14 protein-coding genes are annotated in these 13,939 nt (G+C 67.2%); 3 read left to right on the forward strand and 11 right to left on the reverse strand.

All coding sequences use genetic code 11. The annotated features are described in order from the left end of the window. Nucleotides 1-134: 134 nt before the first annotated feature. The 10 genes from ACQR3U_RS21310 to ACQR3U_RS21355 all read right to left on the reverse strand — a co-directional run bounded on the left by ACQR3U_RS21310 (nucleotide 135) and on the right by ACQR3U_RS21355 (nucleotide 11,697). A complete protein-coding gene (locus ACQR3U_RS21310; protein WP_230811422.1) occupies nucleotides 135-935 on the reverse strand; it encodes an ABC transporter ATP-binding protein in 801 nt (266 codons plus the stop codon). Continuing rightward, nucleotides 932-1,963: a FecCD family ABC transporter permease gene (locus tag ACQR3U_RS21315; RefSeq protein ID WP_372477736.1), complete on the reverse strand. Its 1,032-nt coding sequence runs from the start codon at nucleotides 1,961-1,963 to the stop codon at nucleotides 932-934. Before ACQR3U_RS21315 ends, ACQR3U_RS21310 begins: the two co-directional genes overlap by 4 nt. A 17-nt stretch (nucleotides 1,964-1,980) precedes the next feature. Further along, nucleotides 1,981-3,000, reverse strand: coding sequence for a FecCD family ABC transporter permease (locus tag ACQR3U_RS21320; RefSeq protein WP_269066030.1), 1,020 nt, complete (start codon nucleotides 2,998-3,000; stop codon nucleotides 1,981-1,983). 20 nt (nucleotides 3,001-3,020) lie between these two features. After that, nucleotides 3,021-4,058, reverse strand: coding sequence for an iron-siderophore ABC transporter substrate-binding protein (locus ACQR3U_RS21325; protein ID WP_230811420.1), 1,038 nt, complete (start codon nucleotides 4,056-4,058; stop codon nucleotides 3,021-3,023). A 141-nt stretch (nucleotides 4,059-4,199) separates the two neighbouring features. Further along, a complete protein-coding gene (locus ACQR3U_RS21330) occupies nucleotides 4,200-4,985 on the reverse strand; it encodes a helix-turn-helix transcriptional regulator (RefSeq protein ID WP_230811419.1) in 786 nt (261 codons plus the stop codon). Between the two features lie 60 nt (nucleotides 4,986-5,045). Beyond that, on the reverse strand, nucleotides 5,046-7,595 hold the full coding sequence (locus ACQR3U_RS21335) for a phosphoenolpyruvate synthase (RefSeq protein WP_230811418.1): 2,550 nt from the start codon (nucleotides 7,593-7,595) through the stop codon (nucleotides 5,046-5,048). 115 nt (nucleotides 7,596-7,710) lie between these two features. Then, nucleotides 7,711-8,766 (reverse strand): AAA family ATPase, encoded by a 1,056-nt coding sequence (locus tag ACQR3U_RS21340; protein WP_230811417.1) that lies wholly within the window; start codon nucleotides 8,764-8,766, stop codon nucleotides 7,711-7,713. Then, complete coding sequence (gene pnuC, locus ACQR3U_RS21345; protein ID WP_230811416.1) at nucleotides 8,766-9,395, reverse strand: nicotinamide riboside transporter PnuC; 630 nt, start codon at nucleotides 9,393-9,395, stop codon at nucleotides 8,766-8,768. Before pnuC ends, ACQR3U_RS21340 begins: the two co-directional genes overlap by 1 nt. Nucleotides 9,396-9,515: 120 nt before the next feature. Beyond that, entirely contained in the window at nucleotides 9,516-10,394 is an 879-nt protein-coding gene (locus ACQR3U_RS21350) for a sulfurtransferase (RefSeq protein ID WP_230811415.1), read from the reverse strand. An 82-nt stretch (nucleotides 10,395-10,476) separates the two neighbouring features. Next, on the reverse strand, nucleotides 10,477-11,697 hold the full coding sequence (locus ACQR3U_RS21355; RefSeq protein ID WP_230811414.1) for an MFS transporter: 1,221 nt from the start codon (nucleotides 11,695-11,697) through the stop codon (nucleotides 10,477-10,479). Nucleotides 11,698-11,708: 11 nt separating this feature from the next. On the opposite strand from ACQR3U_RS21355, the gene ACQR3U_RS21360 reads away from it, so the two are divergent. After that, nucleotides 11,709-12,374 (forward strand): FadR/GntR family transcriptional regulator, encoded by a 666-nt coding sequence (locus ACQR3U_RS21360; RefSeq protein ID WP_230811413.1) that lies wholly within the window; start codon nucleotides 11,709-11,711, stop codon nucleotides 12,372-12,374. Nucleotides 12,375-12,383: 9 nt separating this feature from the next. On the opposite strand, the gene ACQR3U_RS21365 is transcribed toward ACQR3U_RS21360, so the two are convergent. Further along, complete coding sequence (locus tag ACQR3U_RS21365; protein ID WP_019288189.1) at nucleotides 12,384-12,743, reverse strand: hypothetical protein; 360 nt, start codon at nucleotides 12,741-12,743, stop codon at nucleotides 12,384-12,386. 82 nt (nucleotides 12,744-12,825) lie between these two features. On the opposite strand from ACQR3U_RS21365, the gene ACQR3U_RS21370 reads away from it, so the two are divergent. Further along, a complete protein-coding gene (locus ACQR3U_RS21370) occupies nucleotides 12,826-13,377 on the forward strand; it encodes a helix-turn-helix domain-containing protein (protein WP_019288188.1) in 552 nt (183 codons plus the stop codon). 140 nt (nucleotides 13,378-13,517) lie between these two features. Beyond that, nucleotides 13,518-13,871 carry a hypothetical protein gene (locus ACQR3U_RS21375; RefSeq protein ID WP_230811412.1) on the forward strand — a complete coding sequence of 118 codons (354 nt, stop codon included), beginning with the start codon at nucleotides 13,518-13,520 and terminating at the stop codon, nucleotides 13,869-13,871. The last annotated feature ends 68 nt before the right edge of the window (nucleotides 13,872-13,939 follow it).

A 13,939-nucleotide genomic window follows, 5' to 3' on the forward strand; every position in this document is an offset into this window, starting at 1 on the left:
TCGGTGTTCGGCCGACTTCGACGTCGATCATGATGCTTCCGTTTCCCCGCGTCCGTCCCTGAATGTGTCTCACGACCATCCTGGCAACCAACGAATTGCCGTAGCGGATGACCATTCCTGTAGCGGATGGACGATCACATGATGTGGTGCCGACCCACCGGCAGCACCAGCGGCTTGCCGGAGACCGGATCGGAGATCACGCGACTGTCCAGACCGAAGACCGCCTTCACGGTCTCCCCGGTGAGCACCTCGGAGGGATCCCCCGACGCATAGATGCTGCCGTCGGCCATCGCGACGAGGTGGTCGGCGTAGCGCGCGGCGAGGTTGAGGTCGTGCAGGACCATGACGATGGTCGTCCCGCGGTCGCGGTTGAGGTCGGTGAGCAGGTCGAGCACCTCCACCTGGTGGCTGACGTCGAGGAAGGTGGTGGGTTCGTCGAGTAGCAGCAGGTCGGTCTGCTGCGCGAGCACCATCGCGATCCACACGCGCTGCCGCTGACCGCCCGACAGTTCGTCCACGGAACGCTCGGCGAGTTCGGTGGTGTGGGTGGCGGCGAGCGCATCGGCCACTGCCGCGTCGTCCTCCCGGCTCCAGCGCGAGAGCACCCGCTGGTGCGGATGCCGGCCGCGGCCCACCAGATCGGCGACGACGATGCCCTCGGGGGCGATCGGCGACTGCGGCAGCAGCCCGAGCGTGCGGGCGAGCTTCTTGGCGGGCAAGCGGTGGACGTCCTTGCCGTCGAGCAGGACGTGGCCGCCGCGCGGCGACAACAGTCGCGACATCGACCGCAGCAGCGTCGATTTCCCGCACGCGTTGGCGCCGACGATGCACGTGATCCGCACCGGCGGCACCTGCAGGTCGAGGTTCTCGACGACGGTGCGGTTGCCGTAGCCGAGTTCGAGGTTCTCGGCGATCAGGGCGTGCGTTGCGGTCACAGCGAGCCTCCCGCGCGGTTGGAGCGAATGATGAGGTAGACGAGATAGGGCGCGCCGAGCGCACCCGTCACCACCCCCACCGGGTAGCGCGTGCCGAAGGCGTATTGGCCGACGAAATCCGCGACCAGCACGAGCAGCGCCCCGACGAGTGCCGCCGGGACGAACAGCGACGTGCCCCGCCCCACGATCCGCGCGGCGATCGGGCCGGACAGGAAGGCGACGAATGCGATGGGTCCGGCCGCGGCGGTCGCGAACGCGATGAGTCCGACCGCGGAGACGATCGCGAACACGCGTGTGCGTTCGACCCGCACGCCGAGTGCCTGCGCGGCATCGTCGCCGAGCTGGACCATCGACAGGTTGCGTGTCTGCACGAGCAGCACGGGCCCTAGCACCAGGAGGGCGGCGACGACGGGCACCGTCGCACCCCACGTCGCACCGTTGAGGCTGCCGGTGAGCCAGCGCATCGTCTCCTGCAGATCCCAGGTCGCCGCGGTGCTCAGCAGGTAGGAGGTGACGCTGTCGAGCATGGCGGCGATACCGATGCCGATGAGGATCAGGCGTGTGCCCGCCACCCCGCCGCGATAGGACAGGCCGTAGATCAGGAGAGCCACGGCGAGACCGGCGACGATCGCGACGACCGACACCCCGGTGCCACCGAGTCCGAGCACGATGATGGCGAAGGCCGCCGCGGCGCTCGCGCCGGAGCTGATTCCGATGATGTCGGGGCTCGCGAGCGGGTTGCGGAGCATCGTCTGGAAGGTGATGCCGCCGAGCCCGAAGCAGACACCGGCGACCACCGCGAGGACCGCGCGGGGAAGTCTCAGGCGTCCGACGGTGAAGGTCGCGCCGGCCACGTCCTGTCCGAGGACGACGCGCAGCACGTCCGCGGGCGGATAGAACGTCCGGCCGAACATCAGACTCGCCGCGAAGGCCGCGACCACGAGGGTTGCGAGCACGGCGATGACGAGACGGCGTCGGCGTCCGCGCCGTATCCGGCTCGCGGCGAGGTCGTCGATGCCGGTGTCGATGGTCTAGAGTGTGGCGGTCACAGTTCGCGCAGTTTCTGCCGTCGGACGATGTACACGAAGAAGGGCGCTCCGATGAGCGCGGTGATGATGCCGACGTCGATTTCGGCGGGTCGCGCCACGATGCGGCCGACGACATCGGCGGCGGTGAGCAATCCCGCGCCGACGAGAGCGGAAAACGGCAGCAACCACCGGTTGTCGATGCCGATGAGCAACCGGCACAGGTGCGGCACGACGAAGCCGACGAACGCGATGGGGCCGGCGATGGCGGTCGCCGCCCCGCACAACAGCACCGCACCGAGCGAGGCGATGCCGCGGGCGAGAGCGACCCGTTCGCCGAGGCCGGCGGCCATGTCGTCGCCGAGCGCGAGCGAATTGAGGCTGCGCGCCGACAGCAGGCAGATGGCGAAGCCGAGGACGAAGAACGGCAACGCCTGGGAGATGGCGTCGAAGTTCGCTCCACCCACGCCGCCGATCTGCCACGACCGCACGCTGCCGGCGATGTCGCCGCGCGGCAGGATCACGGCGGTGACGAACGACGCGAGCGCCGCCGAGGTGGCGGCACCGGCGAGGGCGAGCTTGAGGGGTGTCGCTCCCCCACGCCCGAGCGACCCGATCGTGTAGACGAACACCGCAGCGGCGGCGGCACCGATGATCGCGACCCAGATCATCGACGTCTGCGTCCACAATCCGAACCATGCCATGCCGATCACGACGGCGAGCGAAGCACCCATGTTGACGCCGAGAATGCCCGGGTCCGCCAAGGGATTACGGGTCACCCCCTGCATCACGGCGCCGGCGAGACCGAGCGCCGCGCCGACCAGCATCGCGAGCACCGTGCGCGGGATGCGTTTGGCGATCGCGCCCTGACCGATGTTGTCGGTGGCGCCGCCGAGAGCCGCGACGATGTCGGCCCAGTCGACGTTGCGCGAACCGATCGTGATCGATGCGATCACCAGCAGGACGAGCACACCGAGCAGAACGAGAAGCCAGACGGAATTGCCGATGGTCGAGCGCCCCTTCTCGGAGGCGCTCGGCATCGACTCGTCGTGTAGTGCGGTCACTCCGCGTTCGTCTTGGCAGCTGCGTCGGAGAGCAGCTGGACGTAGTCGGACAGAACCCAGGAGATCGCCAGCGGCGTCGGGTTCGCTGCGGTGCCGAGCGGCCCGGAGCCGTCGAGGAAGACGATCGAGCCGTTGCGGACGGCGGGCATCTGCGACAGCAGCGGGTCGGCCTCGAGCGCGTCGACGAGTTCCTGGTCGCCGTAGGTGACGATGATCTGCACGTCGTCGAAGACGTCGACCTGCTCGGCGCTGACCTTCTTGGAGAAGGCGTCGTCGGTGGAGGCGTCCGCGACGCTCTTCGGGGTGGCCAGTCCGAGGTCCTCGAAGAAGGCGGCGCGGGTGTCGTTGGCGGTGTAGAAGCTGACCTGGCTCAGGTCGGCGGTGTCGACGTGGGTGAGGAACATCGTCGCCTTGCCCTCGAGTTCGGGGTGGGCGGCGGCCGCGTCGGCGATCTCCTGTTCGAGGCTCGCGACGAGCTCCTCGCCCTCCTCGGCCATGCCCAGGCCGGCGCTGTTGAGCTCGATCATGTCGCGCCACGAGGTGGCCCAGGGAGCCTCCGGGTACGCGACGACGGGAGCGATCTCGCTGAGGGTCTCGTAGTCCTCCTGCGTCAGACCGGAGTAGGCGGCGAGGATGACGTCGGGGTTCGTGTCGGACACGGCCTCGAAGTCGATGCCGTCGGTCTCGTGGAACAGCACGGGGGTCTCGGCGCCGAGTTCCTCGAGACGTTCCTCGACCCACGGCAGCATGCCGTTGCCGTCGTCGTCACCGAAGTTGGCGGCTGCCATACCCACGGGTACGACGCCGAGCGCAAGCGGCACCTCGTGGTTGGCCCAGTTGACCGTGGCGACGCGTTCGGGTTTCTCGTCGAGGGTGACGGTGCCGAGCGCGTGCTCGATGGTGATCGGGTACTCGCCCGAACCGGCGGAGCCGGAGTCGGCGGTGTCCGAGGAGTCGGAGGATCCACAGGCGGTGAGACCGACGGCGACCGCGACGGATGCGGCGGCGATCGTCAGGAGGCGCTTCGAACGCATGGAGGCAGAACTCACTCTCGTACGGGGTGGGGGCTCGGCCGTACCACTGGCGGCAGTTAGGCGAGGTTTGCCTAAACCGTAATGTTCGCCCGAATCCGACGCAATCGCTCGATCGGGACATCCCCTGTAGCGATCGGGACATCAGCCCACCCGGAACATTCCCGGTGTCGTGCCGGTGACCCTGCGGAAGGCCGCGCCGAACGCGCTCGCCGATCGGTAGCCCACCTGTTCGGCGACGTCGTCGACATCCGTGCCGTGGCCGAGCAGCATCACCGCTCGCTGCGCACGGACCGCCGCGACCCAGCGTCCGAGACTCAGGCCGGTCTCCGCCCGGAAGGTGCGGGTGATGGTGCGGGTGCTCACCCCGAGTTCGGCCGCCCAATCCGAGAGCGTCCGCGGATCGCTCGGGTCCTCGGCGATCGCCTCGACGATCGGTCGCACGACCGTCGACGACGGCACCTGCACCATCAGTTCGTGCTCGGCGGGGGTGAGCACGTCGAGCACCATGCGCTCGGTCAACGACCGCGACTCGTCGCCGAGACGATCGTCCGCCAGCCGGTCGAGCAGCAGTCGCAGCAGGGGTGCCATCTCCACCGCGACCGGACCGTCGGACAGCGAGGGAGCGGAGTCGATCCCGAAATGCGCGGTGCGGTACCAGGTTCCGGCGGGCATGACACCCCAGTGCAGCAGGCCCGCCGGAATCCACAGTCCCATCGTCGAGGTGATGGTCCATGTGCGCGACCCGATGGTCGCGCTGGACGCACCCCGGTCGTTCCACAGCAACTCGTGCGTCGGGTGCGAATGCGGCTCGAAGCGGGTCTCGCGGGAGACGAGTTCGTCCATGCCTGCGATGACGAACGGCACGTTGATCTCGCCGGCCTCGTAGACCGGCAACGTCCTGCTCTCCGCCGCCTCGACACTCTTCACTCGGCCTCCTCCGCTGCACGACGACGACAATCCTCACACGTCGCGCTGCCGAGGCGCCGGTCAGGACAGGATCTCGACGTACCCTTCCGTGCCGTGCACGCGGATGCGCTGTCCGTCGCGGATGATGCGGGTCGCGTCCTCGACACCCACGACGGCCGGCAGCCCGTACTCGCGCGCGATGACCGCGCCGTGGGTCATCACGCCACCGACCTCCGTGACCAGCGCGCTGACGGTGACGAACGCCGGGGTCCAGCTGGGGTCGGTGAACGCCGTGACCAGGATGTCACCGGGTTCGAGATCGGCCCGGTCCATGTCGGTGACCACGCGGGCGCGGCCCTCCACGACACCGGTGGACACCGCGATACCGGGTAGCGCCCCGTCGGGCAGGCCGTCACGGCTGTACGCGCCGGTAAGCGTCTCACCTGTCGACAGCAGCACCCGAGGCGGCGTGAGTGTGGCGAACGATGCGAACTCCCGCTTCCGCTCCGCAACGAGGTCACCGACCGGTTGTGGCGCGCGCACGACGTCCTCGAGTTCGTCGAACCGCAGGAAGAAGATGTCCTCCTCGTCGTCGATCACCCCGCCTCGGACGAGACGTTCCGCCTCCCGCAACAATGCCTGCTTGTAGACGAAGTAGCGGCCGATCATGCCGTACTTCGGATACTCCCGATATCCCGCGAACGCGCGGACCCGGTCGACGAGCCTCTCGATCTCCCGCTCCTTCTGCTCTCCGTCGGGCAGACCCCGCACACGTTCGAGGAGTTCGCGCTTCTTCGCCTCCGCCTGGCGGCGACCATCGTCGAAACGCTGTGCCGCGACACCGGTTTCGAAGTTGTCGAGATTGCTCACGATCATCGGGACCAGCATCGTGGGGCGCTCACCCCATCTGGGCCGGGTAATGTCGATTTCCCCGACACACCGCCTGCCGTACTTGTCGAGGAAGTCCTCGAGTGCCGCTCGTACCTGCGGTCCGCCCTTACGCGCGCCGAGTTCGTCGAGGAAGCGTGCGTCGTCGTAACCCTCCGCGTCGACCTGCCGCAGGAACGCCACGACGTCCGGGTACGGGCGCGCGGCATCGGCGACGTCGAGCAGCGCCAACCCCATCTCCGAAGTGACGTTGTAGGGCACCGAGCGCGAGACGACGTCCGCGACGTTCTTCTCCCCCAACCATTCCTGCCCCACCTCGTTGAGCCGTTCGGCGGCCTGCATACCGGCAGCGAGCACCTCTCCGACCTGTTTACCGAACAACGACTCCTGCAGTTCGCGGATGTCGGTGCGGATGAAATCGAGCAGCGCCGAACCGGTTTCGTTCTCGATGCGACGCGCCGATTCGGCGATCGCGGCCTCGTTGCGCGCGACGAGTTCGGGCACGACGGCCGGGTCGATCTCGTCCGGAGCGGGCGGCAGACCGACCCGCGCAGCGGCAGGGTCATCCGGGCGCGTCGGGACGAATCCTCGATCGAGCACGGTTCGCAGCGCGTCGCCGAAGAGCGGGTCGGAACTGCCGATCATGTCCACGATGCCCGGTCCCTGGGTGGGTGAGGCCAGCATGGGCGTGACGTCGACGAACAGCCGCCCACCCGCGTGTCGCATGGGCGCACGGCTGGTCAACTGCCACAAGGAGATTCCCAACGGTTTCAGCGGATCGGTCATCATCTGCTGATGTCCGACGGACAGGTACACGTGATTGTCGTCGTCGCCGGCCTCCGGGACGGGGAACAGCGTGGTGATCGGTCGACTCTGCACGATGTGGAAGACGCCGTCGGCCAGGCACCATTCGATGTCCTGGGGACGCCCGAAGTGCGCTTCGAGGCGCCTGCCCAACCCGCCGAGTTCGACGAGGTGCGTGTCGCTCAGCACCGGTGTCTCCTGCCGTTGCGTCCGGTCCACGACCTCGTCGGCACGCACCGCGTACGCGTCGGCGTTCACCAGGCCCGACACCAGGTCGTCACCGAGTCCGGCGACCGCATCCACGCGGGACACCGTGCGGTCCGAAGTGACGGGATCGGCGGTGAACAGCACACCCGATGCCTGCGGGAACACCATCCTCTGCACGACCACGGCCATGTACACCTTCCGGTGGTCGAAACCGTTGTTCACCCGGTAGGCGACCGCACGCTCGGTGAACAACGAGGCCCAGCACCTGCTCACGTGCCGGAGAACGTCCTCGACACCCCGGATGTCCAGGTAGCTGTCCTGTTGCCCGGCGAACGACACCGTCGGCAGATCCTCGGCGGTCGCGGACGAGCGCACCGCGACGGGCACGTCCTCCCCGAGTTCGCGGACCCGCGCGGCGATCTCCTCCGCGATGTCACCGGGGATCGTGCACTCTTCGATCGCCGTACGGATCTGCGTGCTCAGCGCTGCGATGTCGTCGGGTTCGGCCTTCGCGAGTCGCTCGAGCAGGTCGTCGACACACGGTAGCTCGGAGAGCACCGTTCGATAGGCGTCCGTCGTCACGCAGAACCCGTCGGGCACGTCGACGTCGGCGGCGGACGTATTGCCGCGGAGCGGCACGAGGCGCCACAACTCCCCCAGGCTCGCTCCCTTGCCACCCACGATCGACACCGCCGTGCGGTCGGTCTCCCGAAAATTCTGTATGTAACCCATTCCAGCTCCCCACCTGCGGCTTCAATGCTGTGTGGGCGAGTATGAACCCACTTTTCGATCCTCATGAGGGCCAAGGATCCGGTATAACGTGAGAAGGGGAATACGAATTTCGACGCTACAGCGGCGCGCCGAACTGCGAGCCCAGCCGCAATGCCTGGTCCGCCACCAGTTCCGCCAGGTCGACCCGCTCCTCGAGACTGCCGGTGAGCATCACCCACGAGCGTCCCGTGGCAGTGAGCGCGTCGACGAACCACTCCGTCATCTGCGCGCGGATGTGTTCGCCGTCCCGGATGCCGTCCTGCACGAACGGAACACCGTTGTGGTCGGTGAGCAAGTACAGCGCTCGCCGGTCGCGGACACCGCGCCACGCCCGTTCACTGCTGCCGAGATAGCGTCGCTCCCACACGGTGGTCGCGAACGCGTCGGTGTCGCAGACGAGCAGCGGAGACCCTTCCCGTGCTGCCTGTTCCTCGAGTCGCGTCTGTTCGACCGCGATGTTCTCGAAATCGTCGCCGGTCCAGATGATGTCGCTCACTTCTCCGGTGCGGAGCTTGTCGTAGGTGACCTGTCGTCCGTATTCCGGCACCCAGCCGGTTCGTTCCCACACACCACCGCGATTTCGGAATCGACGCACCAACTCTCGGCTCACGGTGGTGGTGCCCGTGGATTCGGAGCCGAGGACGACGATGCGGGTCGTGAGGCCGGCACGGGCCGGTGCGTCGAGATCGTCCCAGCGCCCGGCGAGATCATTACGGCAGCCTGTGCCGGAGGCGGGATGCGCGACACGGAGCGGGTCGACGCACACGTGCGTGGCCGAGAAGCGTCGCGCGAGCTCGTCGCCGTACCTCTCGCTGGAGACCACCGCGTCGACCGGAACATCGGTGACGGTGCGCGCGGCTGCTTTCATACAGGCGACCTGCGCGGCCCATACGGTGTCCGATTCCAGGTCCATCGGTGCGTCGCACGGAACTCCCGTCACGGTGACCGTCGTGTCGACGGCGTGTGATTCGCGCATCCACGACACGCGGTCACCCAACGGAATCGTCTCTGCTACAGAGGACATGACGACGACGGTGATGCGTTCGGCGATTTCCGCAGCGCGCCGGACGAGGTGATGGTGACCGACGTGAGGTGGATAGAACTTCCCGATGACGAGTGCGTGCCGATACATCACTGCACCTCCACCAGTTGCCGCTCGACCGCCATGGAGCGTCGCCAGGCAACCAGGCCCCGAACGCACAGGAGCAGGAAACCTGCGTACAGCAACGCCGTGAGCGTCAGTCCCTTGTGCAGGTAGAGCGGGATGTAGATCAGGTCGGCGACGATCCAGAGCAGCCACGACTCCCACCGCTTCTTCGCCTGCCCCCACGTCGCGAGCAACGACAGCACGGTGGTGGTCGCGTCCCAGAACGCGACGGTCGAGTTCGTCGCGACCTCCAGCAACGCTGTCAGCCCGATCACCGCAGCGACACCGACGACCGCGAGCACGCTCCACTCGGTCGTGTTCGTGCCCGTCACCGGCAGGGCATCCCCGTCTCTGCCCCGCGCCCAGTTGCTCCACCCCCACACGGCGAGCGCGATGTACACAACCTGCAGTCCGGAATCGGCGTAGAGCCCGGCGGTCGCGAAGAGCAGGATACACACGAGGTTGTTGGCGATACCGATCGGCCAGTTGAGGATCGACTGCCGCCCCACCAGGTACACGCACCACGCGCCGCTGACGAAGCCGAACACTTCGGCCCAGGTGGTGGGCGTACCGAGTGCAGTGAACGCCGTCGAGTTCAGAAATGCGATCATCATCGCCGCCTTTCGCTTGTGGCAGCGATTAGATCATGTTTGCTCTAAATGATGCAACGGTGAAATCGACTTCGGTGTTCTCGACGGCGCTATACGACGTCGAGAACACCGAAGTTTCGGGAATCAGCGGGGGTCGGGGCCCTCCACGAGCGGCAGGGATTCGTCGGCGGTCCACGCGTTGAGCGAACCGTCGTACACCGCAACGTCCGACCGACCTGCAGCTGCGAGCGCGTGCGCGAGTCCGGAGGCCGCGATGCCGCCGCCACAGTAGGTCACCGGCTTGACGTCCGGGTTCAGAGCGCCCGCCTTGTCGAAGATCTCGCGCAGTTCCGCCGCCGGCTTCAAGCGTCCGGTCGACGGGTCGACGAGATCACCGAAGGGGATGTTGATGCTGCCCGGGATGTGCCCGCGTCGCGGGTAGGACGGGCTCTCCCCGCGGTAGGTCGCAGGATCCAGGGCGTTGATGATCAGCGTGTTCGGGTCGTCGAGCGACGCCGCGATCTCCTCCGTCGACCGCACGAGCTCGGGCCGATGCTGCGAGGTGAAGGTCGCACCGTGCGGGACCACCTGCTCGTCGGAGACCGGATAGCCGGCAGCCTTCCAGGCGGGCAGTCCGCCGTCGAGCACGGCGGCGTCGTCGAAGCCTTCGAGCCGCAGCTGCCACCACAGTCGCGCGGCCCAGATGCCGTTCTTCTGGTCGTACAGCACCACGCGGCGTCCTTCACCGATGCCGACCGCACCGGCGGCGGTGGCGAACCGGTCCGACGACGCCGCGGTGAACGGTTGCGGCGCTTCGTGATCGGAGAAGTCCGTAAACAGGTCGGCGTAGACCGCGCCGGGAATGTGCTCTTCCAGGTAGGTCGCCAACCCGGGTTCGATGTGCACGGACCCGTCCGGCGGCGTGCTGAGGTGCACGGTGGCGTCGACGATGACGAGGTCCTCGTCCCCCAACTGCTCGTACAGCCACTCCGCGGAGACGGTGTTCGGCTTCGTGTCGCTCATCGAGGTCCTCCTCTGCTCTCGGTATCTCCTTCCAGTAGAGCAGCCATACGACTTGGGTGGGTTCGTCCCCGCTGAGCGGTGTCTAACCCACCGAGATCGGGCGGGTGTTCCAGCTGTCCTCGACCACCCGCGGCTTGCAGGCCTGATAGGCGCCGGCCACCAGTACCGCGACGGCGACCGTCATGAAGGCGAACGAGGCCGCCCAGCCCGAGGTGAGGTCGTGGAAGACACCGAACAGCAGCGGGCCCAGGCACGCCACGGTGTAGCCGACACCCTGGGTGAATCCCGACAGGGCTGCGGATCCGGCGTGGCTGCGGGAGCGCAGATTGATGAGGGTCAGGGCCATCGGGAACGTGCTCGGCCCGAGTCCGAGCAGCACGATCCACAGGATCGGTGCACTCGTCGGCGCGATCCACAGGCCTGCGAAGGCGACGAGGAAGCACGACGCGCACGCCACGACCACGGGGAACGGATTCGTCATCCGCGCGCACAGCGACGGAGCGCCGAATGCGGAGACCAGTCCGAGCAGGGCGAACAGCCCCACCATCGCGCCTCCGAAAGCGGGGCTGGCACCGGCGTCGGCGAGGATGTCCGGGATCCACGTGAACATCGAATAGGTGACGAGCGACGTCATGCCGAACATGCCGACCATCCCCCAACCCACCGGCGACCGCCAGACCCTGCCGTCGACGTTCCGGTCGACGGGAGCCACTTCCCCGGCATCGGCATTCCGATGACGCAGCAGCACCCACACCCACGGAACGGCCGCAGCGAATCCGACGAGCGCCCACACTCCGAGCGAGACGCGCCAGCCGAAGGCGTCGGCGAGAGGAACCGCGACGAAGGCGGGCACGATGGTGCTCAGCTGCACGCCGACGATGTACACCGAGCTGACGAGTGCCAGCGTGTCGGAGAAGTAGCGCTTGACCAGAGGAGGGATGACGACGTTGCCGATGCCCATCCCACCGAGCGCGAGCCCCGACAGGAGCAGCAGCGACCAGGTGTCGGTCATGAGCGCGCGGGTCGCCATGCCCACGCCGGCCATGAGCATGGCGATCAGCGCGGTGCGTTCGAGTCCCCATCGTCGGCCGAGCGCCGGGGTGGCGAGGCCGAAGGCCGCGAACATCGCGGTCGGGATCATGCCGAAGACACCGACGACCGTGGACGAGAAGCCGATCTCCTCACTGATCTGCGCGGCGAGCGGGCTGAACGAGGTGACCGCAACTCTCAGCACGAGGGCCGACATCGCGATCGCACAGAACACCAGCAGCCGGCCACGCAGAAGACTCACACCGGAAATCATAGGATGATGGGATGACTTCGGGAAAACCTGTTCAGCGAACGAACCTGATCGAGGAGGTCACCGAGCAGTTGCGCAGTGAGATCTGCAGCGGTCGCTGGAAGGTCGGTGAGAAGATCCCCACCGAACCGCAGCTGTGCGAATTCACCGGCACCGGCCGCAACACCGTCCGCGAAGCCGTGCAGGCCCTCGTCCACACCGGCATGCTCGAACGTCGCCAGGGCTCGGGCACCTACGTCCTCGCGACCTCCGACGTCACCGGCACCCTCGGCAAGTATTTCGCCACGGCCCACGAACGCGATGTGCTCGAACTGCGGCAGGCCCTCGACGTCACCGCCGCCGTCCTGGCCGCGCGCCGGCGCACCCCCGACGACGTGGCCCGGCTCGAACAGTTGCTCGCCGAGCGCAACCGATTGTTCGCCGGATCCGACATCGACGCCGCGGTGGCCGCCGACGTCGCCCTGCACCGCGGCATCGTCGAGGCCAGCCACAACGCGGTGTACCTCGAGTTCTACGACTCGCTGCTTCCGTCGATCCGCCGCACCATCGACCGGCACGTCCGCGTCACGGGCCTGGGTTTCGAACCCGAACACACCACCTTGGTCGCCGCCGTCATCGCCGGCGACGAGGACGCCACCGTGGAGGCGGCGCAGGGGCTCTTCGCGGAACTCACCGACTGACGCCGCCGCTCATCGAACCCCGGCCGAACGCAGGCCGTCCGCGAGGGTGTACGCCTCCGGAGAGCTCAGGAGAAGTTCGTCGAACTCGACGCCGGGGCCGCCCAGCGCGACGCGCAGCACCGGATGGCCTCGCTTCATGACGACCAGGCGTTTGAGGCCGCGCGGGTGCCGGAAGGTGCCCACCTTCAAGAAGCCGGAGATCACCATGCCCGATCTGATGCCGAGGATCTCGGACGTCCATCCCGGAAGGACCTCCACGCCGGTGATCGCCGAGATCGGCACCTCCATCGCGGTTCGGCGGACCATGAAGGCTTCCCACCGAGAGAAGGACAGGTGGAGGGTTGCGTTGTCGTATGTCGTTCGGGCCATGACGTCGGACCTTCCGTCGACGGTAAACTGACTACAGCACTGAGAACATTATCACGGTGATAACAATGATGGGTAGGTACCGATGGCGAAGACGTCCCCGATCGCGGAAGTCGTGCTGCACCCGGTTCGACTGCGGATCGTGCAGCAACTCGGAGGACGGCAGCTGACCACGAGCGAACTCCGGTCGGCACTCCCCGACGTCACCCAGGCCACGCTCTACCGGCACGTCGCAGCATTGATCGACGCCGAGATCGTCACCGTCGTCGACGAACGTCGCGTGCGCGGAACCGTCGAACGCACCCTCGCGCTCGGCGACCGCATGGCACACGTCGGCCACGACGACCTCGCGGCGATGAGCGACGCCGAACTGCGCAATGCCTTCGTCACCTTCCTGGGTGCGCTCGGCGAGAGCTTCGACAAGTTCATCGGGGACGACGACCGGAGCCTGCGGGACTATCTGGGTTTCGGGACCACCCCGCTCTACGTCACGACCGACGATCTCGCGGATATCCAGAGCAGGCTCGCCGACATCCTCGCCCCGTATCGCACGGATACCGGTGACGACCGGATGCGCATCACCCTGACAACCGCGGTGATACCGGTTCCTCCTGGCACCGCGTCCGAAGAGGGGTAGGGCTCGGCAGAGGAACAGACCTCAGCGGAACTCGTCGACGTGCGCGTCGGCCCACTGCGCGAAGATCGTCGTGGGCCGGCCGAAGTCGAACCGATGTCGGACGGTTACGCCTTCCCGTACCGTGTCTGCGGGAGGTAGACATGACAGTTGCCGGTACGTTGTTCCGTCTCGCAGGCCCCTTCAACTCCATGGTCATGGCAGCCGCCGGTCTACCCGTCATCGGTAACCGGATCCGCAGCTATGTCGCACCGATCAGGTACACGGGTCGAAAATCCGGCAGGACGATCACGTTGCCGATCAGTTACCGACGTTCGGGCGACTCCGTGATGATCGGCGTCGCGATGCCCCACGATAAGTCCTGGTGGCGCAACTTTCTCGGCGCCGGTGCTCCCATGAGCATCCAACTCGACGACGAGGAACGCACCGGCCATGCCGTCGCGACACGCGACGAACGCGGTCGCGTCGAGGTTGTGCTGCAACTCGATCCCGCCTGATCCGGTCATCCGAGACGAGCGGGGCACTCAGCGGCACAACGCGGCATATCATTCCGGTGAACAACGCG

It is taken from the genome of Rhodococcus sp. IEGM1339 (assembly GCF_050321925.1).
In the GTDB taxonomy this organism is placed as follows: Bacteria; Actinomycetota; Actinomycetes; order Mycobacteriales; family Mycobacteriaceae; genus Rhodococcus; species Rhodococcus pyridinivorans.

Coding starts and splice junctions, on each gene's coding strand:
- ACQR3U_RS21320 (WP_269066030.1), bottom strand. CDS start 3,000: ATGCCGAGCGCCTCCGAGAAGGGGCGCTCGACCATCGGCAATTCCGTC.
- ACQR3U_RS21325 (WP_230811420.1), bottom strand. CDS start 4,058: ATGCGTTCGAAGCGCCTCCTGACGATCGCCGCCGCATCCGTCGCGGTC.
- ACQR3U_RS21335 (WP_230811418.1), bottom strand. CDS start 7,595: ATGGGTTACATACAGAATTTTCGGGAGACCGACCGCACGGCGGTGTCG.
- ACQR3U_RS21340 (WP_230811417.1), bottom strand. CDS start 8,766: ATGTATCGGCACGCACTCGTCATCGGGAAGTTCTATCCACCTCACGTC.
- pnuC (WP_230811416.1), bottom strand. CDS start 9,395: ATGATGATCGCATTTCTGAACTCGACGGCGTTCACTGCACTCGGTACG.
- ACQR3U_RS21350 (WP_230811415.1), bottom strand. CDS start 10,394: ATGAGCGACACGAAGCCGAACACCGTCTCCGCGGAGTGGCTGTACGAG.
- ACQR3U_RS21355 (WP_230811414.1), bottom strand. CDS start 11,697: ATGATTTCCGGTGTGAGTCTTCTGCGTGGCCGGCTGCTGGTGTTCTGT.
- ACQR3U_RS21360 (WP_230811413.1), top strand. CDS start 11,709: ATGACTTCGGGAAAACCTGTTCAGCGAACGAACCTGATCGAGGAGGTC.
- ACQR3U_RS21365 (WP_019288189.1), bottom strand. CDS start 12,743: ATGGCCCGAACGACATACGACAACGCAACCCTCCACCTGTCCTTCTCT.
- ACQR3U_RS21370 (WP_019288188.1), top strand. CDS start 12,826: ATGGCGAAGACGTCCCCGATCGCGGAAGTCGTGCTGCACCCGGTTCGA.
- ACQR3U_RS21375 (WP_230811412.1), top strand. CDS start 13,518: ATGACAGTTGCCGGTACGTTGTTCCGTCTCGCAGGCCCCTTCAACTCC.